Origin of the sequence: Enterococcus wangshanyuanii (assembly GCF_002197645.1) — a bacterium.
Classification (GTDB): domain Bacteria; phylum Bacillota; class Bacilli; order Lactobacillales; family Enterococcaceae; genus Enterococcus_L; species Enterococcus_L wangshanyuanii.
This window is the reverse complement of record NZ_CP021874.1, coordinates 926,677-949,248: the sequence shown is the minus strand read 5'-3', so window position 1 is coordinate 949,248 and position 22,572 is coordinate 926,677. Positions and strand designations below refer to the sequence as shown.

Annotated in this window: 19 protein-coding genes; 13 read left to right on the top strand and 6 right to left on the bottom strand. The window is 37.6% G+C overall.

Annotated features, from left to right (window positions below):
* Nucleotides 1–20 precede the first annotated feature (20 nt).
* Nucleotides 21–971 carry a serine hydrolase gene (locus CC204_RS04420; protein WP_088271658.1) on the bottom strand — a complete coding sequence of 317 codons (951 nt, stop codon included), beginning with the start codon at nucleotides 969–971 and terminating at the stop codon, nucleotides 21–23.
* Between the two features lie 214 nt (nucleotides 972–1,185).
* On the opposite strand from CC204_RS04420, the gene CC204_RS04415 reads away from it, so the two are divergent.
* Nucleotides 1,186–2,727, top strand: a complete 1,542-nt coding sequence (locus tag CC204_RS04415) for an ABC transporter permease (protein ID WP_088269000.1) — start codon at nucleotides 1,186–1,188, stop codon at nucleotides 2,725–2,727.
* A gap of 15 nt (nucleotides 2,728–2,742) precedes the next feature.
* Entirely contained in the window at nucleotides 2,743–3,402 is a 660-nt protein-coding gene (locus tag CC204_RS04410; RefSeq protein WP_088268999.1) for an ABC transporter ATP-binding protein, read from the top strand.
* A 33-nt stretch (nucleotides 3,403–3,435) separates the two neighbouring features.
* Here CC204_RS04410 and CC204_RS04405 read toward each other — a convergent pair whose 3' ends face one another.
* The 3 genes from CC204_RS04405 to CC204_RS04395 all read right to left on the bottom strand — a co-directional run bounded on the left by CC204_RS04405 (nucleotide 3,436) and on the right by CC204_RS04395 (nucleotide 6,883).
* Nucleotides 3,436–5,340 carry a fructose-1,6-bisphosphatase gene (locus tag CC204_RS04405; protein ID WP_088268998.1) on the bottom strand — a complete coding sequence of 635 codons (1,905 nt, stop codon included), beginning with the start codon at nucleotides 5,338–5,340 and terminating at the stop codon, nucleotides 3,436–3,438.
* Between the two features lie 16 nt (nucleotides 5,341–5,356).
* Nucleotides 5,357–6,169 carry a pyruvate, water dikinase regulatory protein gene (locus CC204_RS04400; protein ID WP_088268997.1) on the bottom strand — a complete coding sequence of 271 codons (813 nt, stop codon included), beginning with the start codon at nucleotides 6,167–6,169 and terminating at the stop codon, nucleotides 5,357–5,359.
* Between the two features lie 78 nt (nucleotides 6,170–6,247).
* On the bottom strand, nucleotides 6,248–6,883 hold the full coding sequence (locus tag CC204_RS04395; RefSeq protein ID WP_088268996.1) for a helix-turn-helix transcriptional regulator: 636 nt from the start codon (nucleotides 6,881–6,883) through the stop codon (nucleotides 6,248–6,250).
* Between the two features lie 172 nt (nucleotides 6,884–7,055).
* On the opposite strand from CC204_RS04395, the gene ppdK reads away from it, so the two are divergent.
* The 7 genes from ppdK (at nucleotide 7,056) to CC204_RS04360 (ending at nucleotide 15,111) form a co-directional block, all read left to right on the top strand.
* Nucleotides 7,056–9,665: a pyruvate, phosphate dikinase gene (ppdK, locus tag CC204_RS04390; protein WP_088268995.1), complete on the top strand. Its 2,610-nt coding sequence runs from the start codon at nucleotides 7,056–7,058 to the stop codon at nucleotides 9,663–9,665.
* A 161-nt stretch (nucleotides 9,666–9,826) separates the two neighbouring features.
* On the top strand, nucleotides 9,827–10,930 hold the full coding sequence (locus CC204_RS04385; RefSeq protein ID WP_088268994.1) for a serine hydrolase domain-containing protein: 1,104 nt from the start codon (nucleotides 9,827–9,829) through the stop codon (nucleotides 10,928–10,930).
* 91 nt (nucleotides 10,931–11,021) lie between these two features.
* Complete coding sequence (gene lysA, locus CC204_RS04380; protein WP_088268993.1) at nucleotides 11,022–12,323, top strand: diaminopimelate decarboxylase; 1,302 nt, start codon at nucleotides 11,022–11,024, stop codon at nucleotides 12,321–12,323.
* 219 nt (nucleotides 12,324–12,542) lie between these two features.
* Nucleotides 12,543–13,514: an alpha/beta hydrolase gene (locus CC204_RS04375; protein ID WP_088268992.1), complete on the top strand. Its 972-nt coding sequence runs from the start codon at nucleotides 12,543–12,545 to the stop codon at nucleotides 13,512–13,514.
* A 12-nt stretch (nucleotides 13,515–13,526) separates the two neighbouring features.
* Nucleotides 13,527–13,895, top strand: a complete 369-nt coding sequence (locus CC204_RS04370) for an EamA family transporter (protein WP_088268991.1) — start codon at nucleotides 13,527–13,529, stop codon at nucleotides 13,893–13,895.
* Nucleotides 13,892–14,239 carry an EamA family transporter gene (locus CC204_RS04365; protein WP_088268990.1) on the top strand — a complete coding sequence of 116 codons (348 nt, stop codon included), beginning with the start codon at nucleotides 13,892–13,894 and terminating at the stop codon, nucleotides 14,237–14,239. The genes CC204_RS04370 and CC204_RS04365 overlap by 4 nt, the downstream gene beginning before the upstream one ends.
* A 428-nt stretch (nucleotides 14,240–14,667) precedes the next feature.
* Nucleotides 14,668–15,111: a hypothetical protein gene (locus tag CC204_RS04360; RefSeq protein ID WP_088268989.1), complete on the top strand. Its 444-nt coding sequence runs from the start codon at nucleotides 14,668–14,670 to the stop codon at nucleotides 15,109–15,111.
* A 51-nt stretch (nucleotides 15,112–15,162) separates the two neighbouring features.
* On the opposite strand, the gene CC204_RS04355 is transcribed toward CC204_RS04360, so the two are convergent.
* Complete coding sequence (locus CC204_RS04355; protein WP_069644547.1) at nucleotides 15,163–15,504, bottom strand: metal-sulfur cluster assembly factor; 342 nt, start codon at nucleotides 15,502–15,504, stop codon at nucleotides 15,163–15,165.
* A gap of 206 nt (nucleotides 15,505–15,710) precedes the next feature.
* Nucleotides 15,711–16,277, bottom strand: a complete 567-nt coding sequence (locus CC204_RS04350; RefSeq protein WP_088268988.1) for an XRE family transcriptional regulator — start codon at nucleotides 16,275–16,277, stop codon at nucleotides 15,711–15,713.
* 290 nt (nucleotides 16,278–16,567) lie between these two features.
* Here CC204_RS04350 and CC204_RS04345 point away from each other — a divergent pair, with 290 nt between their 5' ends.
* The 4 genes from CC204_RS04345 to CC204_RS04330 all read left to right on the top strand — a co-directional run bounded on the left by CC204_RS04345 (nucleotide 16,568) and on the right by CC204_RS04330 (nucleotide 22,562).
* Nucleotides 16,568–17,632: a dipeptide epimerase gene (locus CC204_RS04345; protein WP_088268987.1), complete on the top strand. Its 1,065-nt coding sequence runs from the start codon at nucleotides 16,568–16,570 to the stop codon at nucleotides 17,630–17,632.
* Between the two features lie 16 nt (nucleotides 17,633–17,648).
* The gene (locus tag CC204_RS04340; protein ID WP_088268986.1) at nucleotides 17,649–19,025 is read left to right on the top strand and encodes a transglutaminase-like domain-containing protein; all 1,377 of its coding nucleotides are present in this window, start codon (nucleotides 17,649–17,651) and stop codon (nucleotides 19,023–19,025) included.
* Nucleotides 19,026–19,049: 24 nt separating this feature from the next.
* Entirely contained in the window at nucleotides 19,050–20,720 is a 1,671-nt protein-coding gene (locus tag CC204_RS04335; RefSeq protein ID WP_088268985.1) for a peptide ABC transporter substrate-binding protein, read from the top strand.
* Between the two features lie 240 nt (nucleotides 20,721–20,960).
* Nucleotides 20,961–22,562, top strand: a complete 1,602-nt coding sequence (locus CC204_RS04330; RefSeq protein ID WP_088268984.1) for a CTP synthase — start codon at nucleotides 20,961–20,963, stop codon at nucleotides 22,560–22,562.
* The last annotated feature ends 10 nt before the right edge of the window (nucleotides 22,563–22,572 follow it).

Below are 22,572 nucleotides of genomic sequence, written 5' to 3'. Positions count from 1 at the left end.
ACGAATTCTAAACACTGAATTCATTCCTCTATTTTTTTGGGATAATCATTACTTTGGATCGTCCATAATTGATCAGTAACACTGGCGATAAAAGAAATACCAGCATTTGTTTGTCCATTCGTAAAAACCGTTAAGATAAAAGGATGTTCTGTTTCTAAAATACCAATATCATGTAAAAATCCTGCATAAGAACCGATCTTATGAGCGACCTTTCCTGAGGTTGTCGGTGTGTCCATTCGTTCATGGAATACTGTATTTTTCATATAATCATAAATCGCTTGGTATTCCGGATTTGTTGCTTTTTCATCATATAATATTTTCAGGATCTTTGCTGCGTCTTCGGAAGTGAATTTCGCGTCATCCCATTGGGTTTCTTTTTGCAGAAAATGAGCATAGAGTGCTTTTTTTGCTTTTACATCATCGCCAAAAGTACCGTAAAGCATGTTTTTAGCAATATTATCAGAATAGATAATATTGTATTCTTGCAATGTTCTAACGGAATAAGTTGGCTGAATATTATTGATGATAATCCCCGTTCCATCCTCATAATCATCTTTTTCATTATAAACCAATTGATCGTCCCATTTTAGTTCTCCAGCCTGAACTTTGTCTGCGATCATCATCGCCAGAGGAACCTTAATGGTGCTGGCACTGTAAAATTCTTGTGTGCCATTTACAGAAATCTGCTTCCCAGTCGTCAAATCGACATAGGTCATTCCAACATCTCCATTGAAAGAATCACGGGCACTATTCATTGACTGCTCGACTTTTTCATAAAAGGCATTGAGTGCAGGATCACTTTTTTCTTCAGGAAGATCTGGTTTTGAAGCGGCTGCTGAAATAGTTTTTAATGGCATATCACTTTTTTCATTTGCCTCAGCTTCTTTTGCGTAATCTATTGTATGGGGAGAAAAAAAGAAGGATACGATCAAGAAGAAGCAAATTGAAAAAATCATCCCATATAGAGTCATTTTCTTTTTTTCCAAATACCTTTCGTTCCCTTCTAGTACATTCATTTATTATGAATCAAAAAATACGACACAACCATTTAATCATTTTTCTTCTTGTTTTGCAAGGTTCCTCGGACAAAGATTAAAATCAAAAGAAAATAGCTTTCTTTAAGTTCTGTTTAAGGTAACAAGATTAAAGTAATCTTTGTTCACAAGGAAACTTAGGAGGAATCATATGAATTTTATCAAACGAGCATTATTAAGTATGAGAGCAAAGAAGGGGCGGACATTTCTATTATGTGCTGTATTTTCAGCAATATTGATTTTTGTCTTAGCCGGTTTAACGATCCAAAGTGCTGCATTGACAGCAACAGAAAATGCAAAGAAAAGTGTTGGAGCAACAGTGACGCTTTCAGCAAACCGTGAAGCAGCGATGAAAAAAAATCAGGATAGCACGTCCGGTGAAAGACCAGATCCTGGAAGCTTTAGTTTGACACCTGTTTCTTTAGACGATGCACAAAAAATTGCAGAATTGGCAAATGTCAAAACGTATTCATTTTTATCGTCTTCGTCAGCCGGAGCAGGAGAGGGAATTACACCAATTTCTAGCGAAGATAGCGATACGACCACATCTGAATCTAGCAATAGTGAACAAGCTGGTGGAGAAAATCCAGAAGGTCAGATGCAGGCAGGAGGGCAAATGGGTGGCGCTCCAATGTCCAATATGAAGCAAAGTGATTTTCAGGTAAGCGGTGTAATGGATTTGACGATGGCTAGCGATTTTTCTAGTGGTACAGCGGAAATAACCAGCGGCGAAGCGATCAGTGAGTCAGATAAGGATACCAATAATGTAGTGATCGAAGAAACATTGGCACAAGCAAATGATTTAACAGTTGGTGATACATTCAAAATAACTGATCCAGAAGATGATGAAAAAACGTATGAATTGACAATAAAAGGGATCTATAAAACGTCTGAAAATGGGGATAGTATGGGAATGATGTTCAATTTCTTAAATCCGGCAAATACCTTATACACCTCTTATACACTAGCGAACACATTAAAAGGAGAAGATTCAGCAGGAACGATCGACTCTGCTTCGTATACATTGGAAGATCCGAAAGAAATGGATAGCTTTGTAGCTGCTGCTGAGAAGCTGATCGATACGGAAAGCTTCAGTTTGCAAACAAATGATCAAGCCTATCAACAAATGCTTCAACCATTAAACAATGTTGCCAGTTTTGCTAAAAATATCGTGATTTTGGTCGCTGTTGCAGGTGTAATTATTCTAACGTTGATCGTGATGATGACGATCAGAGAAAGACGTTATGAAATTGGTGTATTACTATCTTTGGGTGAGTCTCGCTTTAAAGTAGTACTGCAATTCTTCAGTGAAATCATTGTCTGTATGATTGTTGCGTTAGTAATTGCCACTTTTAGTGGGAATATCGTAGGAAATGTCGTTGGTGAGCAGTTGATCGACCAACAAACTCAGTCAGCACAACAAGCTACAACTGATCAAGCCGGACCGAGTGGGATGCCAGGCGGTGATCAGCAAGGCGGCAGACCAAGTGGCGGTGGTATGGGTAGAGGAATGAGCGGTATTGGTGCAAGTTCAGCAGAAGCTGCTCAAGCAATTGAAAATCTGAATATTTCGGTTCAGCCAAAAGAAATCGCGATCTTAGCGGGTCTGGGTGTGCTGATCAGTTTCTTTTCAATTGTATTATCATCGATCGGGATTTTAAGATTACAACCTAAAAAAATCTTAACAACATAGAAAAGAGGAATTACGATGCTGCAAACACAAGAAGTAGGCTACTGGTATAAGAACGAAGAAGAATATCTATATAAGCATGTAAACTTAGAATTTCAACGAGGAAAAATGTATGCTATTTTAGGAGCAAGTGGTTCAGGAAAGACAACTTTTCTTTCATTGATTGCTGGATTAGATCAGCCTAAAACAGGAACGGTTCTCTATAACGGAGAATCGCTGGCAAAGATCGGTCTAAGGAATTATCGTAAAAATGATGTGTCGATTATTTTCCAAGCGTACAATCTGCTTCCTTATATGTCAGCGCTGGATAATGTATTGACCGCGATGTCGATCTCAAGTTCAAAACAGGAAGATAAAAAAGCTTATGCTCTTGAAAGTTTAGCAAGTGTAGGAATCGACGAAATATTAGCTAAAAAAAATGTCGCTCAATTATCAGGAGGACAACAACAAAGAGTAGCGATCGTTAGAGCATTGTGTTGCGATCATGAATTGATCGTAGCTGATGAACCTACAGGAAATCTAGACGAAAAAACGTCCAAAGACATTGTTCAGCTATTTCAAAAAGTGGCTCATGATCAACAAAAATGTATCATCATTGTGACACATGAACAAGAGGTAGCTAAAGCTTGTGATGAAGTATATGAATTAAAGAATCAAGAATTTATGATAGTAGAATAAATAAAAGATGAGCGTGGAGCATAACTTTTGAAGTTATAGTCCACGTTCATCTTTTATTTGTGTCAGTTCTGCTAATTCTCTTTTTAAAATGTTTGATTCTCTGATCAAAGACGATCCGATCGTTGTATCTTTAACTTTCAAACGCTTGGTTTGTCGATCAACGATTTGTCTGGTGGAAAGGATGTCTTGATTTTGTTTAATGGCTGTTTGTTTGTCCGCAAATGGTTTATGAGCAGCTAACTGCATACCAAAAGAGTTATACAAAAGAGTGTAGCCTGCAATCCCTGTAACACTTTGGTAGGCTTTGGAAAAGCCGCCATCGATGACCAACATTTTACCTTGCGCTTTGATCGGTGATTCTCCTTTGATCATTTTAACGGGTGTATGTCCATTGATAATATGAGCATTTTCTTGCGTTAAATGAAATGCCTGCAATATTTTTTGACAAATATGGAGATCATTTCTTAACGTATAATAAGCATTTTTTTCTTCTAAATGAGTGTCTTTATCGGCTATAAAATAGCGTTCAAAGGTTTTCATTGCTTTTTTACCGAAGAGAGAAGAGCATTCACCACACCATAAATACCAAATGAGGTCAGTTGCGAAGTCTTCGGTTTGCCAAGGTTGCTCGAATGCTTGCCGGATGTTGCTTTCAAAAAAATCGAGTAATCGTTTTCCAGCATATTCCTGACCGTTAAAGTTGATCGATTGAAAGGTCCCATTTGGATTTAAGGGAATACAGCCATGGATTAACAAATTATTGTTATACGGCAAGTAAAGTGCTCCTTTACCAATGAGAAAAGTCATATGTTGATGGAGTCTTTCAGCTTGCTGGAATTGCTGCAGTAAATCAGTGATCACAGCTTCTTCCTCTGAAGTTAATTGGTAAGGATCAGACCAGTCGATGGTTTGAAAACAGCTATTCATCAGAGGATAGGTAACATGACCCAACGTTATTTGGCCATTATGGATTTTATCTAATAATAAACGATGAGACATCATAAATTCAGGTCTTCTTTGAATCAATTGTCCTTCTAATTTCTCTTGAATGACCGCCATTGCCTGCTGGATTTTCATAGCATCTGTGACTTCTGTGATAGAAAGCTTGCGGTAAGGATTACTTTTAGGTTTAAACTGAAGATTCTCATGATACTTTTCTCGGCTAAATGTTCTTAAAACAGATAAATCGATTCCATAATTGTCTTCTAACAGATCAAGATTTCCATAGCGTGCAGAAATTCGTAAAACGTTTGCGAGACAGGCTTTGGATCCGCTCACAGCACCGAGCCAAATAATATCATGATTGCCCCATTGAATATCCAGAGAATGATAATCGATCAAAGCGTCCATAATTTTATCAGGATATGGCCCACGATCATAAATGTCACCGATGACATGAAGGTGATCAATGACAAAACGCTGGATCAAATAAGCTAAATCCGTTACAAAACGTTTAGCCGTTCCAAGATCGATGATTTTTTGAATAATTTGACGATAGTATGCTTTTTTATCCGTGGTTTCATCATATTGATAGATCAATTCTTCCAAAATATAAGCATATGTTTTCGGTAAAGCTTTACGAACTTTAGAGCGAGTATACTTACTCGATGAAAAACGAACGACGATCAGCAACCGTTCGATCACATCGAACCACCAGCCAGAGTTTAGGGAGTGGACTTGTTGTAAAGTGTCTATTTTTTCTTCAGGATAATAAATTAAAAAGCATAGCTCGTCCATCTGTTCGTTCGTTAATTCTTGATTGAATAAGGCATGAACTTTTTCTCGAATGCTTCCAGAGCCATTTCTTAAAATATGATTGAATGCTTCATATTCTCCATGTAAATCACTGATAAAATGCTCTGTTCCTTTGGGCAGGTTCAAAATTGCTTCTAGATTGATGATTTCAGCAATCAATTCTTCATTATGACAATCTTTCATCTGCAAGTCTCCTTAATTAGTTGTTTTGCGTCAAATCTTCAATGATCGTTGTTGTTTCTTCGATCGATTTTTTGTTCACATCGATCACGAGTGCATTATATTTCGCAAAAACTTCGGCTGCATAATCTAATTCTTCCTGAATTCGGTCTGCATTCGTGTAAGCCGAATCTTCTTTTAGACCAAGTGAATGTAGGCGAGATTTACGAATATCCATTAAGCTATCGATCGTTGTTGTTAAACCGATGATTTTTTTAGGGTCGATTTGGTCCAATTCAGCTGGTAATGCAACTTCTGGGATCAAGGGTAAATTAGCCACTTTGTGATTACGATTAGCCATATACATGCTTAGGGGTGTTTTAGAGGTACGTGAGACGCCTAAAAGAACATAATCTGCTTCAAGGAAACCTTTCGGATCTTTTCCGTCATCGTATCGGACAGCAAATTCAATAGCAGAAACACGGCTGAAATATTGCTCGTTTAATTTATGCAGAGCACCAGGTTCTTGTAAAGGCTGGACACCAAATGTTCCTTCCACGATCTCACTTAAAGGACTCATATAATCTACAAATTGTAAGCCGGTACGATCCGAGAATTCTTTCACTAGTTGAACTAATTTTTTATTCACTAAAGTTGTAACAACGACAGCTTTATCATGAAGGGCATCTTTTAAGATTGGTTGTAATAATTCTTCATCCGTAATAAAAGGGAACCGTTGGATGTCACTCATATCGATATCCGGATATTGTGCAGAAACTGCTGAAATGATTTTTTGAGCCGTTTCACCCACTGAATCGGATATCAGGTAAATATTGATTTTGTTTTTTTGCATGAATAAACTCTCCTTTGCTGCAGTGATTCACAGCTGATTTTATTGTGATATATCATTACTAAAAAATAGAAACCAAAACTAATAATTTTCTTTTTCGATCTCATTACCAGCATTGATGAAGTAAGCCATGATTCTGCTTTTTGTCACTTTACCAATAACTTTCTTAGGATGGTCGATTTCCACTACAGGTAAGGTATCGATACTATGTTGAAGTAACAAACTGCCGGCTTCTAAAATCGTGCGATCTTTTGTGATCGTAATAATATTCGGCATCCTGCTCATGATCATTGCAACAGGTGTTTTTTCGGTGTTTGGGTTGCTGATTGCAGCACGCAGTAAATCTTTCCGAGAAAGCACACCGATCAGGTCATCGTTATCATCTTTTACATATAATGAGCCGACATCATACATGAATAGATTAGTAACGGCATCATAAACCGTTGTTCCTTGGTGGATGAGTATCGGTGGTAAAAGGATATCCTGTACGGTTTTTTTATATAATTTTTCATAAAGTAACGGTTCAATGGTTTGTCCAGTGTAAAAATACCCAACTTTAGGTCTGGCATCCAGTAAACCAGTCATCGTCAAAATCGCTAAGTCACTTCTTAGAGTCGCTCGGCTTAGGCCAAGTGTACCTGCGATACTGTCACCACTGATCGGTTCATTTTCTTTGACGATCTTGATAATCTCTAATTGCCTAGAGGTGAGTTTCATTTTATCGACCTACTTTCTAAATGTGACACACTAATGATTATATATTTCTTATAAAAATAATGCAACAATAAAAAAAAGATACACTAATATCTATTGACATTCAATGTGATACACAATATAATCGATTTATCTTAAATGTGACATACTATTTAAATTGAAGGAGAGTTTGCTTGTGAACTATGTACTTGATTTTTCTGATGGCAGTAAGGAACAAACTGATTTACTTGGAGGGAAAGGCGCCAATCTGGCAGAAATGACAAAATTGAGGTTGCCGGTACCGACAGGGTTTACAATTACTACAGAGGCCTGTTTAGACTATTTACAGAAAAAAGATTATGTTTCAGAAAACTTGGATGTAGAAATAAGACAACATATACAACGGATGGAGACTCGGACAAATAAACTATTCGGCTCAGTGAAAAACCCGCTGCTTGTTTCTGTTAGAAGCGGCTCTAAATTTTCAATGCCGGGAATGATGGATACTATTTTGAATCTGGGGCTCAATGATGAAACTGTATTTGGGCTGATCGAAAAAACCGGTGATGCGCGTTTTGCTTATGATTGTTATAGAAGATTGCTGCAGATGTTTGGCGACGTTGTTTGCGGTATTGATAAAGATCGTTTTGAAGATCAACTGGATTTTTATAAATCAAAGAAGAACTATGGATCTGACACGGAACTGCTTGCAGAAGACTGGCAGGAATTGGTTCGTATTTTCAAGGATATTTTTTTAGAAGTGACGCATAAACCATTTCCTCAGGATCCTTATGAGCAGCTAAAATTAGCGGTAGAAGCTGTATTTCGTTCTTGGAATAACCGTCGAGCGATCACCTACCGCAGACTACATGACATTTCTGATTCATTAGGAACAGCAGTCAATATTCAAGAGATGGTCTTTGGGAATTTTGGTTCACAAAGCGGTACAGGAGTTGCATTTACACGTAATCCTGCAACTGGAGAAAAAGGAATATTTGGAGAGTTTTTACTGAATGCGCAAGGAGAAGATGTGGTAGCTGGTATCAGAACGCCGCAGCCGATCAGTGAGTTAGAGACGCTCATGCCGGAAGTTTATCAAGAGTTCCTCCGTTTAAGCGAACTTTTAGAACGTCATTATAAAGATATGCAGGATATTGAATTTACGATCGAAAACCGTCAGCTATACTTACTGCAAACAAGAAACGGAAAACGTACAGCAAAATCGGCCTTTAAAGTGTGTATTCAGCTGGTTGAAGAAAGGATCATTTCGAAAGAAGAAGCGCTTCAACGAATCAATCCATCGATGATCACGCAGTTGCTTCACCCTGTTTTTGAACCGGAACAGTTAAAACTGGCAGAAGTATTTGCAAAAGGACTGCCAGCTAGTCCTGGAGCGGCAAGCGGCAAAATCTATTTTACAGCGGAGCAAGCTAAAAAGGCGAGTGACTTAGGAGAAAAAGTTATTTTGATCCGTCAGGAAACGTCGCCCGAAGATATTGAAGGAATGGTCGTTAGTGAAGCGATCGTCACTTCAAGAGGAGGAATGACTTCTCATGCGGCGGTTGTTGCCAGAGGAATGGGTGTTTGTTGTGTCGCAGGATGTGAAGAAGTGCAAGTTGATGAGTTTTTGGAACAAGCAACAGCTGGAACTGTTACCTTGAGACAAGGAGATACGATCTCGGTAGATGGCACAACAGGAACCATTTATCGTGGGAGTATCCCTTATGTTGAAGGGGACGAATGGCAATTATTGGAAACGATCACAAATTGGGGCAAAGAAATAGCTAAAATCGGTGTGAAAGCAAATGCAGAAACACCATCAGATATTGAAACGGCGCTAAAATTAGGCGCACAAGGAATTGGTTTAGCCAGAACAGAGCATATGTTTTTTGGCGAACAGCGGATTTTTGAAATGCGGAAAATGATTTTAGCCCAAGATGAGGAGTCATTAATGGCTCCGTTAAATAAATTAAAAGAATTTCAAAAAGAAGATTTTCGCACGATGTTTGAACTTTTACAAGATAAGCCATGTACCATTCGTTTGCTCGACCCGCCATTACATGAGTTTTTACCGCAAATAGAAGAAGAGATAGAGCATCTAGCAAGTGAAACACAACGGACTGTTGCTCAAATCAAGCACCGTATTGCTGAATTGCATGAACAAAATCCGATGCTAGGTCATCGTGGCTGTCGTTTAGCCGTTACAACTCCTCAAATTTATGAAATGCAGGTTGCTGCTATTATTGAAAGCGCAATGACAGTTTCACAGGAATCTGGAGTAACGATTTTGCCGGAAATCATGATCCCGTTGATTGGGAGTAAAGAAGAGCTAGCTTGGTTAAGGGAACGTTTAGTCCAAACGATCGAACAAATTTTTGAAAACGAACAGAAACAAATTCCTTATAAAATTGGCACAATGTTGGAAATACCAAGAGCTTGTTTGACAGCAGATAAAATTGCTGAAGCGTCTGATTTCTTCAGTTTTGGTACGAATGATTTAACGCAACTGACATATGGATTTTCTCGTGACGATTCCGTAAAATTCATCGGTGCATATGAAGAAAGAAAACTCCTAAAATCTGATCCATTCCAACATATCGATGAAGAAGGCGTTGGCGCTTTGATGACTATTGCGGTGGATAAAATCAGAAGTTTTGATTCCGATATTAAAATCGGGGTTTGCGGGGAAGTTGGTGGTGATCCTCAGTCGATTCGTTTCTTGCAAAAACTGGGCGTCGATTATATCTCTTGTTCGCCATATAGGATACCTGCTGCGATTTTGACGATTGCACAAGAAAGTCTTTAGGCATTAAACAGGAGTAGCTAAAAAGCATTGCCTTCTCTCGCTAATTATCCAAAATTAGAGTATGTAGAACAAAATGACGGTTCCGTTTTGTTTTACATACTCTTTAATTTTGTTCGAAAGTGGTATAATTTGAAAGAAGTGTTTGGAAAGAAGTGAGTTAGTTGAGTAAACAATCAAAAAAAATAGTTTATACTTGCCTATTATGTGTAGTGCTGGTCATTTTAGGTTATTGGTATTTTAAAGGGAGTCCGTTTTTTAGTGAGCCTTTTGTCAATACAGAAAAAGTCACCAAAACAAATCAGTCAACAAAGATAGTAAAACAAAAGAAAATCGACCAGTTGATCGTAGCTGCTCATTTTAAGGGGACGGCATTAGTGATCGATCAAGGCCAGGTGTTTTATGAAAAAAGCTACGGCTATGCTGATGCGGAAACAAAACAAGAAAATAAGATCACTACACCATTTCCGATTGCTTCTTTGCAGAAAATCATTACAGGTGCTCTAATTTTACAATTAGTCAATAACAAGCAGCTTTCATTAGATACGACCTTGGATCAATTTTATCCAACTATAGAAACGTCGAAGCAAATTACGATCAAGGATTTATTGAACCATACCTCCGGACTTATGTTGCCGGAAGAAGAACCTGATCATTTACTCAGTGAACAAAATAGTCAAATCGATTATGCCTTAAAAGAAATGGAAGTGGATCAAGGTCAAGAATATCTCTATTCAAATGGAAATTATACTATTTTAGCAGGAATCATTTCGATGATTTTGAAGCAGCCGTATGAAGAGGTGGTTCAAAAGCAAGTGATCGACAAATTAGGACTGAAACAAACCTATTTTTGGGACACTTTACCTATGAAGATCACTGTACCTAAACCATACATTTATGCTGGAAAAGACTATCAGCCGGATGCTTTTCCATCAAGCGAAAAATTATTTTCTAGTTTGCTTGGTGCAGGTAATATGTATATGTCAACGACAGATTTTTGGCAGTTTATTCAAGGATTGACAAATGGAGAGCTATTCAAGTCATCTAAATATGATGAGCTTGCAGAGGTAAAAACTGGCGGTTATCAATCCGGGATGATCTATTTTGATTCATTGAAATATTCCATAGGTAGTCTAGGAGGATATAATACAGTGATTTATGGCGATCAAAAAAATCAGCAACTAGTGATTCTCTTTGCAAACCAGATAGGTGAAGAAGGAATAGGAGCTTTAGCGGAGCAAGTCTATCAGCGAGTATTGACTTCGTAGGACAGGGTTTGTGAAAATGATGAAAAATAGATAGGAAGTTTCTTAATTTTATGCTATTATTTTTAATAAATTAGTTGGAGAAGGTGAAAAAATGCCATTATTATTTGGAACAGCGAGATTCAATACAGAAGAGCATTTAACAATCGGAGGTTGTGATACGGTTGCTTTAACAAAAAAATACGGGACGCCCTTGTTTGTTTACGATGTTGCACATATTCGTGAACGTGCTAGAGGATTTAAACAAACTCTTAACTCTTTAGGAGTAAAAAATAAAGTCATTTATGCTAGTAAAGCTTTTTGTTGTTTAGCAATGTACAAATTATTAGAAGAAGAAGAACTAGGGTGTGACGTTGTTTCAGCGGGAGAAATCTATACGGCGATACAGGCAGGGATGTCACCTGAAAATATTGAATTTCATGGAAATAATAAAACACAAGAAGAGCTTCTTTATGCTGTTGAGCAAGGCGTTGGGACGATCATTATCGATAATTTTTATGAGATTGAACTATTAAGCGCTATTTTAAAAGAAAAAAAGACGACACAAAATGTTTTATTCCGAATCACACCAGGAATCAACGCGGAGACGCATGATTATATTTTAACAGGTCAGGTCGATTCAAAATTTGGCTTTGACGTAGCAAGTGGTCAGGCGACACAAGCTTTGGAGCAGATTTTAGCAGATGATCATTTAATATTAAAAGGTGTTCATTGCCATATTGGCTCACAAATTTTTTCTGCAGAAGGCTTTTTGGCAGCAGTTGAAAAAATGTTGGCGATCTTGAATGAGTGGAAGCAAGCGTTTGATTATACAGTAGACGTTTTAAATATGGGGGGCGGTTTTGGCGTGCAGTACACCGAATCGGATGATCCTTTAGAACCGGAAGCTTTTGTTAAGGCAATTGTAAATGCCGTAAAAGGTCAATGCGCATTGCTTGACTATGCATTTCCAGAAATCTGGCTTGAGCCAGGCCGCAGCATTATTGCAGAAGCAGGTACAACGATTTATACTGTTGGCTCTGAAAAAATAATTCCTGATGTGAGACATTATGTCTCTGTAGATGGCGGGATGGGTGATAATATTCGTCCAGCGTTATATGGTGCAAAATATGATGGATTTTTAGCTAATCGAATCAGCAAGGAGCCAAAAACAGTAAAAACCATTGTAGGAAAATACTGTGAATCTGGGGATATCCTGATCAAAGATATTGAGTTGCCGCCGATGCAGCCACGAGACTTATTTGCTATAACAAGCACAGGAGCATATGGCTATTCAATGGCGAATAATTACAATCGTAATTTGAAACCTGCGGTTGTTTTTGTGGAAAATGGCGAAGCAAAATTAGCGATCCGCCGTGAAACGTATACGGATCTAGTTTCATTAGATTGTGACTGATAGAGAAAAATAAGGCTGAGACAAAAGTGCTTATTTCCGAAAGTTCTACTTTTTCTAGTCGTTTATTCAATTTTAGAGAGCGAAACAAAACTGATTTTTAGTTTTGTTTCGCTCTCGTTCTTTTTCAGTAAGAAAAGGCTCAGGACATTGGTACTTTTTTTATTGATAAAAGAGTATACTTAGTATAGAAGTTAAAAATTTAAGCGAGAGGTGATGTCAATGACAGGAATTATTTGGATCGTAATTATCTTAATCGGACTGATTATGGGGCTTGCATTTTATGCGGCAAATTTTTTTATAAACGTCGCTTTGTTCAGAGAAAATGAATGGTACCACACAACGGGACACAAAATGATGAACCCAGATAATTTCAATAAAGGGCGTTCCCAGTATGATTTGATAGAAGAAAAACAGCTTCAAAAAGGGGCAGAATTTTGGGAGCAGCCGTTTGCGGCAGATCATTGGTTAGATATAGAAAATGAACGTTTATATAGTCGCTTATTTCAGCCACATCCCAAAAGTAAAAAATGGGTGATTTGTGTCCATGGCTATCGTTCTTATGGAAAACGAGATATGTCCTACGTAGCATCTATGTTTGCTGAGCAAGGCTATAATAGTTTAGTTCCAGACCTAAGAGCCCATGGACAAAGCTCAGGAAATGTGATTGGTATGGGATGGTTGGACCGCTTAGATTTATTGAGCTGGATCCAGGAAGTACTAAAAATTGACCCAAACGCTGAAATTATTCTATTTGGAGGTTCTATGGGGGCTTCAACTGTTATGATGACAAGTGGCGAAGAACTACCTAAAAATGTTAAAGGTCTGGTTGCCGATTGTGGTTATTCTTCAGTTTATCAGGAATTTGGCGCAATGTTACGTTCTGCATTTAGATTGCCGAATTTTCCGATTTTGACGATTGCTGATTCTTTAGCACGAAAAAAAGTTGGTTATTCTTTGAAAGAAGCGTCTGCTGTTGATCAATTAGCTAAAAATAAACGACCGCTGTTACTGATCCATGGAACAGGCGATAAGTTTGTTCCACATCAAATGCTTTATAAAAACATGGAGGCGACAAATGGTGTCAAAGAAAGTCTGATGATTGAAAAGGCACCTCATCTTTCGTCGTTTATCTATGAACCAGAGCACTATTTTGAAACGGTCTTTGAATTCATACATCGCTATTGTCAATAAGGAGGGGTAAAAATGGATGCTAAGAAAAAACAGCAAAAACTTAGTTTAGGAATACTTCTAATTATTATTGCGGCAACATTAAGTAGTTTGGGGCAGTTGGCGTGGAAATTCGGTGCGGATGGCAGCGGAAGCTATGCAGTGATTTTGTACGTAATTGGATTTATAGCTGCTGGTGCAGGAATGTTTTTTATGATGGCTGGCTTTCGTTTTGGTGAAGTATCGATTTTACAACCAATGATGAGTTTAGGATTTGCTCTTTCGATCGTTTTAGGGGCAGTATTTTTAAATGAATCGATTACATGGTATAAACTATTGGGAACAGGATTTATCGTAGCTGGATCGATTCTTTTAGGGATTGAAGGAAATGAGGGAGCAGAATGATCGATTATTTTGCTATTATAATTATTCTGATTGTGTCAACATTATCTGGAAGTGCAGGAGCCTTAGCTTTAAAAAAAGGGATGAATGATTTAACTGAATTGCGTTTTAAATTCGTTTTAACGAATGCTTGGATCTACTTAGGTTCATTTTTGTATCTTTTGAGTGCAGGGACGAATATTTTATTGCTGAAATTTTTGGATTACTCGATCGCATTTCCGATGACTTCACTGACCTATGTTTGGACAGTGATCATTTCCTATTTTGTTTTTAAGGAAAGACTGACTTTTCGAAAGATTGTAGCGGTTTTATTGATCATTATAGGTGTCTTTGTTATTAGCCAATGAGCAAATTAGTCGTATCAAGTAGTTATAGGTTGTAAGATGAATATATTAGGAGGGATAAACATGAAAGTCAAAGCAGAAAAAATCGACAAAATCAAATTATTACAAGCAATAACGACGATCGTTACCGGATTATTCATGTTAAGTACTGTGTTGAAGCACAAAAGAAAATAAGGTAACATATGTCCCTTTATCGAGAGTTAGTGTCTGAAACAAAACTGTATTTTCGTTTTGTTTCGGGCGCTTTTTTGTTTGAAAGAATAGTGGGAGAAATTGGAAAGGAGACTTCGAACAGTTAGGAATATACTATAAAAAAGTGAGGTGACAAAAATGAAAAAAATAGATAAATACCTGTGTTTGTTTCTTTTTTTAGTAGGCGTGGGGATCGTTTTGTCAGGCTGTGTCATTGTTCGAATGTGAGGAGAGAAGACATGAGCAAATATTTATTGATATTTTTAATTTTCCTAGTTCTTCCATTGCTTGCGAGCTGTAAAATTGAGTATAATAGCCCTCAAAGTGCTCGCGATGATAATTACGGAGTGGGATATGGAAGCAGTGGAACAACGACTGATGATAAAACAAGTGGAACAATAGTAGCAAAAACAGGTATGGGAGATGACGTGATAACCAATATCGCTTTAAAAAAAGGACCTGCTGTTTTTCAATTGAAATATTCTGGAAACTCTGATTTTAAAGTGAAATTACTTGATAGTGATGGCGATCTGATTGCTGATTTAGCAGAAAAATCCGGTGCATATTCTGGGAAAGTTTTCGCTCAGATACCAAAGGATGCGGATAATTATGTTTTGATCATCAATGCCAGTGGTTCTTGGGAAGTAAACAATCAGGCCATGAAAGAGGGAGAATACAAATAGAAAAGAACCGCCTGCAATTGAAATGCAGACGGCTCTTTATGTATATCTTTTTTATCGAATTCCTAAAGCGATCCGAGCATAACGTGACATTTTATCTGTCGTCCAAGCTGGGTACCAGACTAATTTTACTTCTGGATTTTTTACTTCGGGAATTTCTTTTAAAGCCTCGTGGATCTGCTCTGTCAACACATCTGCCAAAGGACAGCCCATCGTTGTCAATGTCATTTTGATGACAGTATCTCCATTTTGGGCAAATTCTACTTCATAAATCAAGCCTAGATTAACAATGTCGATCCCAAGCTCAGGATCGATAACTGTTTCTAAAGCAGTTAAAATTTGTTCTTTGATATCCTCGATTTCTTCAGCAGACCATTCTTGATTTGTTTCAGTCATTGTATCTACTCCTTTTCCCGGCTACAAAGCTCCTACATGTGAAATCAACAGCAAAGAGAAGCCGTGTGCCAATACAGTTCGTTCTTCCCATATAATACCTTTTTTTAAATGCTTTGTAAATGAGAATCTTTTTCAATAAGCAACAAAAAAATAGGCAGAAAAACAATAGGTATTTCACTAAAGTCTAGATAGAAAAGTAGTGCCCGTTAAAATTGGAGCGTAAAAAGCATCAACTCATTTTCTGTTGCATTCATAATATTATGCTGTGTGAATGCTTCAAGAAAAATTGCATCGCCTTCATTCAAAACAAGCACTTCATCTTTTAGCTCAACAGTAGCTTCACCTTTGATTACGTAATTTATTTCACAAAGATTATGAGCAATTTTTCTGCCGCTGGAAGAAGATTGGGCATCGATATAGATTTTTGAAATGACCATGTTATTTGTATGTACGGGTAAATTGAATAAAGTATCGTAGTAAGTAGAATTAGTCTGCCACGGGTTATATTTCGTATTAGAGGTATTTCGAATGACTTTATAGCCTTTTTCAGTCGTTTCGTCATCTTGTATGACTTGTGGGGCTTCATTGGCTAAAAGTGAGGCAACAGTTACATCCAAAGCATCAGCAATTTTTCGTAAAGCTTCTAGTGAGGGGCGGTTGGCACCACGTTCGATTTGTGATAAAAAACTAGCTGAGTAACCAGTTTTTTCCCCTAATTCAGTTAAAGTAATCTTCTTTTCTTTCCTTAAATTCTTGATTTCTCTAAATTCCATCTATAGCCGTCCTTTGTTTAGAATCCTTTTTTCTTTCATATTATCTCGAATTAACTACAAAATTACAAGTACTTGAATTTTAATGGCAGAAGATACAGAAAATTCTCATTATTGTATTGACATTTTCATAGAGTAATCTTAAAATTGTAACAATTAATTCAATTTGAACGTCATATTTGAACTGAAAATAAAAAAAAGACTATTTATTAGTTCTTTTAGAGTGATTTGTCATTTTAAGGAAACATTAATAATAAATTGAAATCGAAGGAAATACTATTGGGGGATATCAAATGAAGATAACAAAAATCAATGTGGCAGCAAAGGCAGTCAAATTAAAAGAACCGATTACGATTGCACTTGGTACGATCGAACATTCGATGAGTGCAATTGTTGAGATCGAGACAGATGAAGGGGTTATTGGCTATGGTGAAGGGTCACCTGGGATTTTGATAACGGGTGAGACATTGAAAGGAACCACAGAGTGTATCCAGTTATTTGAAAAGCAATTGATTGGGGTCGATCCGCTGGATATTGAAAAAGTGCATCATATCATGAATTCTATTGCAGCTCATGCACCTTCAGCAAAAACTGCGATCGACATAGCTTGTTATGATCTTTTAGGAAAGAAATCAGGCTTACCAGTTTATAAATTACTTGGTGGTTTTTCAAACTCAGTCAAAACAGATTTAACGATCGGTATCGATACACCGGAAATCATGGCGCAAAAAGCCAAACAAGCAGTCTTACAAGGTTTTGATACATTAAAGATCAAAGTCGGTACAGGGTTTTCTCAAGATATTTCCCGTATTGAAGCCATTCGTCGTGCTGTGGGCAATGATATCAAGTTACGACTAGATGCAAACCAAGGATGGAAGCCTAAAGAAGCGGTAAACATGATCCAACATATAGCGGATTATGGAATCGAATTGGTCGAACAGCCTGTTGCATACCATGATATCGATGGCCTAGCTTATGTGACAAAAAATGTTTCTGTTCCGATCATGTCGGATGAAAGTTGCTTCAATTCAAAAGATGCATTACGTTTGATCAGAGCTCATGCTGTCGATTACGTGAATATCAAGTTGATGAAATGCGGCGGGATCCACGAAGCACTCAAGATCAATAGTATTTGTGAAGCAGCTGGTGTGGAGTGTATGATTGGCTGTATGGTGGAAGAAACGAATATTGGCGTAACAGCAGCAGCTCATTTAGCTGCAGGGACTAAAAATATTACAAGAGCAGATTTAGATGCAACATTTGGATTGACTGAGGTAGCGATTCCAGGTGGTGTCGGGTTAGAACCGATCAGTATCATTGAATTGACAAACCAAGCGGGATTAGGTTTGAGCAAATAAGAAAGAAGGAACTTGAATGTATTACGACTTAAAGTATATGAGTGTACCGCTACCGGAAGATATTATCAAATTGAAAAATTATGGTGATTTTACTGGTGCTGAAAAATTGATCGAACATTTACTAGCAAAAGAAATTCCGCAAGCATTACGAAAAAGATTAGAGATCGAACAAGAGATTATTCGAATCGTAGGAATCAATGAATACCCATTTGATTTTGAAGAAGCGAACAAAATGATGAAAGAAGCCTTTTCAAATTATCAAGAGCAAGAATTGGCTGACTTGAAGGAAACGGGAAAAGTTGATTGGCTGTTTATCGATGGTAAGGTTCACTTTCAAAGGCGCTTTTTAATGAATTTGATCAAGACACAAGCTGATTATGAAGCGAGGTTGCTTGTAAAAGAAGATAGCGAAGTGGATCGTCTGCGCAAGCAAGAGCTAACTCAAAATATTCAGCTTATGAAAGAAAATGGTGGGCGAACAGTCAAGATTCATTTGAAGGCAAGTATTCAGGTGAAAAAGGATTATGAACGTCCTGGAGAAAAAGTTCGAGTGTATTTACCGTTACCGAAAAGCTGCAAACAAGCTTCAGAGATCGAAATTTTAAATACGACACCTGAAGCAACGTTTATTGCACCAGAAGAGGAAGCGCAGCGGACTGTTTTCTTCGAAACAACGTTAGAAGAGGATCAAGTTTTTAGCGTGGAATATAGCTATATCAATCACGTTGATTATGTGGAATTAGAGCCTGAAAAGGCAATAATGGAACAACCGGATTTTGAATTGAGTGAGCAGCTGCCTCATATACGATTTACGCCTTACTTGGAACAATTGCTTGAAGAAATTTTAGCAGGGGAAACAAATCCAATCAAAAAAGCGCGTAAAATTTATGATTTTATCACAACTAAAGTCAATTACTCCTTTATGAGGGAATATTTTACGATCGATAATATTTCTGAGTATGCTGCAGTCAATTTGAAAGGCGATTGTGGAGTTCAGGCAATTTTGTTCATCACACTTTGCCGAATGGCGAAAATACCAGCAAAATGGCAATCAGGATTATACGTGTCACAATATTACACTGGCTGCCACGACTGGGCACAATTTTATGTCGCACCTTATGGCTGGATATTTGCTGATCTATCTTTTGGCGGAGGAGCAAAAAGAGCAGGTGATGAAGAACGCTGGAATTATTATTTTGGTAATCTTGATATTTTTAGAATGCCTGCCAACAGTGAAATTCAAACTGATTTCAATCCGTCGAAACAGTTTTTAAGAGCAGATCCGATCGACAATCAACGGGGCGAATTTGAATATGAGAATCAAGGGCTTCCATATGCTTATTTAGACGTAAAGCAAGAATTGATCAAAATGGAAGAACTTGTGAATAAATAAAAAAAGAAGGAAAAGGTGGAACGTATGAAAAGAGGAGTTAAAAAAAGTCTGACTTTAATGACGACATTATTGTTGCTGGCTGCTTGCGGCGGGAACGCAGGGAAATCAGCAACAGATGATTCGGGAAAAGGGAATGGGACCGAGCAAAAATCTACACGCGTGTTAAATTTGATGGAGGCATCAGAAATAGGCTCAATGGATACAATATTTACACAGGATGAACCAAGCGTGAACGCTCAATCAAACGTTTTTGAAGGGTTGTATCAGTTGGATGAAAAAGATAAGATCATTCCGGCTGTGGCTAAAGAATTACCGGAAATCTCAGAAGATGGGAAAACCTATACGATCAAATTAAGAGACGATGCGAAATGGTCTAATGGAGATAAAGTAACAGCGAAAGACTTTGTCTTTGCATGGAAAAAAATGGCAGATCCGAAAAATCAAGCCAACTACTTTTTCTTGATGGACGGAACGATTTTGAATGGAACTGAAATCGTTAATGAAGAAAAATCAGCGGATGAATTAGGAGTCAAAGCGCTTGATGATTATACACTTGAAATTCAAATGGAAAAACCAGTACCGTATTTCACTTCATTATTGGCTTTTTCACCGTTCTTCCCGCAAAATGAAAAATTTGTTACTGAAAAGGGCAAAGCCTATGGGACATCTAGTGAAAATATTGTTTCAAACGGACCGTTCTTAATGGAAAATTGGGATCAATCATCTATGTCGTGGGATTTAGTTCAAAATCCGGAATATTACGATGCAGATAAGGTCAAATCTGAAAAAATTCATTTTGAAGTCTTGAAAGAAACAAATACAGTATTCAATTTATATGAATCTGGAGAGTTGGATGTTGCTGTTTTAACGGGAGATTTTGCGAAACAAAACAAAGACAATCCTGATTATGAAGCGATTCAGCGCTCAAAAGTCTATTCACTTAGAATGAATCAAAAGAGAAATGACAAACCATCGATTTTCGCTAATGAAAATGTCCGTAAAGCAATTTCTTACGCTCTTGATAAAGAAAGCTTAGTCGATAATATTTTAGCCGATGGATCAACAGCGATTTACGGATACATTCCCAAAGATTTTGTTTCTAATCCTGAAACAGGAGAAGATTTCCGCAAAGAAGCAGGTGAGTTAGTAAAAACAGATGAAAAATTAGCAAATGAGTATTTAGATAAAGCGAAAAAAGAATTGAACGGCGATGTGACGATCGAGTTATTATCTAAAGATGGTGACGGAGACAAAAAAGTTGCTGAGTTTATCCAAGGGCAATTAGAAGATGCGTTACCGGGATTAAAAGTCAACGTTAAAACAGTCCCATTGAACAACTCGATCGAATTAATGAAAAAAGGTGATTATGAGTTATCTGTCAGCATGTGGGGACCAGATTACCAAGACCCTATGACTTTCTTAGAAAGTTCTGTCAGCAGCAAAAACAAAACAAGCTACCGCAGCGAAAAATATGATCAGCTGATCGATGATGCATCTAACAAGTATGCCAATGATCCAGAAAAACGTTGGGAAACTTTGATTGCCGCTGAAAAAGTTTTAGTTGAGGAAGATGCTGCCTTAGTTCCTTTATATCAGCAAGCCAGAGGGCAATTAGTTCGTCCGGGTGTTGAAGGAATCCAATATCATAATTTTGGTGCGACTTGTACCTATAAATACGCATACATCAGCGAGTAGGCACTAAATAAAAAAAGTATGAACTAAAAATTGATATCTGTTCTAACAGAAACACTTGACCTCAAACAAATTTGCTTGTATTATACTACTTGGGCACCTTTAAGAAGGTCAGAAGTTTGTAACGAATTTCCAGCTCCCTATTCATTTTGGATAGGGAGCTTTTACTTTTTTAAGTAAAGAAACAAAGGAAACGTTCGCTTCTCTCTACAAATCTATTTAGAGAAAGGGTTTTTTTATATTATGACGAAATACATCTTTGTTACAGGCGGCGTAGTTTCTTCGATCGGTAAGGGAATTGTCGCAGCATCGTTAGGACGTTTACTAAAAAATCGTGGCTTAAAAGTAACGATTCAAAAATTTGATCCATACATCAATGTGGATCCAGGAACAATGAGTCCTTACCAACACGGAGAAGTTTTTGTCACAGATGATGGTGCCGAAACAGACTTGGATCTAGGTCACTATGAACGTTTTATTGATATCAATCTCAATAAATATTCAAATGTGACAACAGGGAAAATTTATTCAGAAGTGTTAAGAAAAGAGCGTAAAGGTGAATATTTGGGGGCAACGGTTCAGGTGATCCCGCATATCACGAATGAGATCAAAGATAAGATCATGCGTGCAGCAACATTGACAGATGCAGATATCATTATTACTGAAGTTGGCGGAACAGTCGGAGATATTGAATCACTGCCATTTTTAGAAGCTTTACGTCAAATGAAAGCAGAAGTGGGCAGCGATAATGTCATGTATATTCATACGACCTTGATTCCTTATTTAAAGGCTGCCGGTGAAATGAAAACAAAACCAACACAGCACAGCGTCAAAGAACTGCGTAGTTTAGGAATTCAACCGAATATTTTAGTGGTTCGTACAGAATTACCAGTTTCTCAAGGAACAAAAAATAAATTAGCACAATTTTGTGATGTAGCACCAGAAGCAGTCATTGAATCACGCGATGTAGAGACGTTATATTCGATTCCATTAGCACTTCAAGCGCAAAATATGGATCAGATTGTCTGTGATCATTTGAAGCTGGATGTACCGGAAGCAGACATGACAGAATGGCGTGTGTTAGAAGAAAAAGTACTTGGATTGAAGAAAACAACAAGAATCGCCTTGGTTGGGAAATATGTTGAACTGCCTGATGCGTACTTATCCGTCGTTGAAGCATTGAAACATGCTGGTTTTGCCTTTGATTCAGATATTGCGATCGATTGGATCGATTCACAAGAAGTAACGTCTGAAAATGTTAAAGAGATCTTGAAAGATGCAGATGGTATTCTAGTTCCTGGCGGATTTGGTGATCGCGGGGTCGAAGGTAAAATCGAAGCCATTCGTTATGCTCGTGAAAATGATGTTCCGTTTTTAGGAATCTGTTTGGGAATGCAAATGCTTTGTGTCGAATTTGCCCGTAATGTTGTCCACTTAGAAGATGCAGGGTCAGCAGAAAATAATCCTGAAATCACAAACAATATCATCGACTTGATGGCAGATCAGGAAAACGTTGAAAATCTTGGTGGAACGCTACGTCTTGGTTTATATCCATGTAAAGTCAAAAAAGGAACCGTAACGGCTAAAGCCTATGAAGAACAAGAAGTTGTTCAAGAACGTCATCGTCACCGCTATGAGTTCAACAACAAATACCGTCAACTATTTGAAGAAAACGGCTTAGTCTTTTCTGGAGTTTCCCCAGATAATCGTTTAGTAGAAATCGTTGAATTGTCGGACAAAAAATTCTTTGTTGGCTGTCAATTCCATCCAGAATTGATTTCTAGACCAAATAGACCACAACACTTGATCAAAGGATTCGTTGAAGCAGCGCTAAATAATCAATAAAAAAATGTCT

Bases quoted from the DNA above. Each gene is read 5' to 3' on its own strand.
- CC204_RS04420 (WP_088271658.1), bottom strand. From the start codon at position 971: ATGACTCTATATGGGATGATTTTTTCAATTTGCTTCTTCTTGATCGTA.
- CC204_RS04415 (WP_088269000.1), top strand. From the start codon at position 1,186: ATGAATTTTATCAAACGAGCATTATTAAGTATGAGAGCAAAGAAGGGG.
- CC204_RS04410 (WP_088268999.1), top strand. From the start codon at position 2,743: ATGCTGCAAACACAAGAAGTAGGCTACTGGTATAAGAACGAAGAAGAA.
- CC204_RS04405 (WP_088268998.1), bottom strand. From the start codon at position 5,340: ATGAAAGATTGTCATAATGAAGAATTGATTGCTGAAATCATCAATCTA.
- CC204_RS04400 (WP_088268997.1), bottom strand. From the start codon at position 6,169: ATGCAAAAAAACAAAATCAATATTTACCTGATATCCGATTCAGTGGGT.
- CC204_RS04395 (WP_088268996.1), bottom strand. From the start codon at position 6,883: ATGAAACTCACCTCTAGGCAATTAGAGATTATCAAGATCGTCAAAGAA.
- lysA (WP_088268993.1), top strand. From the start codon at position 11,022: ATGCCATTATTATTTGGAACAGCGAGATTCAATACAGAAGAGCATTTA.
- CC204_RS04375 (WP_088268992.1), top strand. From the start codon at position 12,543: ATGACAGGAATTATTTGGATCGTAATTATCTTAATCGGACTGATTATG.
- CC204_RS04370 (WP_088268991.1), top strand. From the start codon at position 13,527: ATGGATGCTAAGAAAAAACAGCAAAAACTTAGTTTAGGAATACTTCTA.
- CC204_RS04365 (WP_088268990.1), top strand. From the start codon at position 13,892: ATGATCGATTATTTTGCTATTATAATTATTCTGATTGTGTCAACATTA.
- CC204_RS04360 (WP_088268989.1), top strand. From the start codon at position 14,668: ATGAGCAAATATTTATTGATATTTTTAATTTTCCTAGTTCTTCCATTG.
- CC204_RS04355 (WP_069644547.1), bottom strand. From the start codon at position 15,504: ATGACTGAAACAAATCAAGAATGGTCTGCTGAAGAAATCGAGGATATC.
- CC204_RS04350 (WP_088268988.1), bottom strand. From the start codon at position 16,277: ATGGAATTTAGAGAAATCAAGAATTTAAGGAAAGAAAAGAAGATTACT.
- CC204_RS04345 (WP_088268987.1), top strand. From the start codon at position 16,568: ATGAAGATAACAAAAATCAATGTGGCAGCAAAGGCAGTCAAATTAAAA.
- CC204_RS04340 (WP_088268986.1), top strand. From the start codon at position 17,649: ATGTATTACGACTTAAAGTATATGAGTGTACCGCTACCGGAAGATATT.
- CC204_RS04335 (WP_088268985.1), top strand. From the start codon at position 19,050: ATGAAAAGAGGAGTTAAAAAAAGTCTGACTTTAATGACGACATTATTG.
- CC204_RS04330 (WP_088268984.1), top strand. From the start codon at position 20,961: ATGACGAAATACATCTTTGTTACAGGCGGCGTAGTTTCTTCGATCGGT.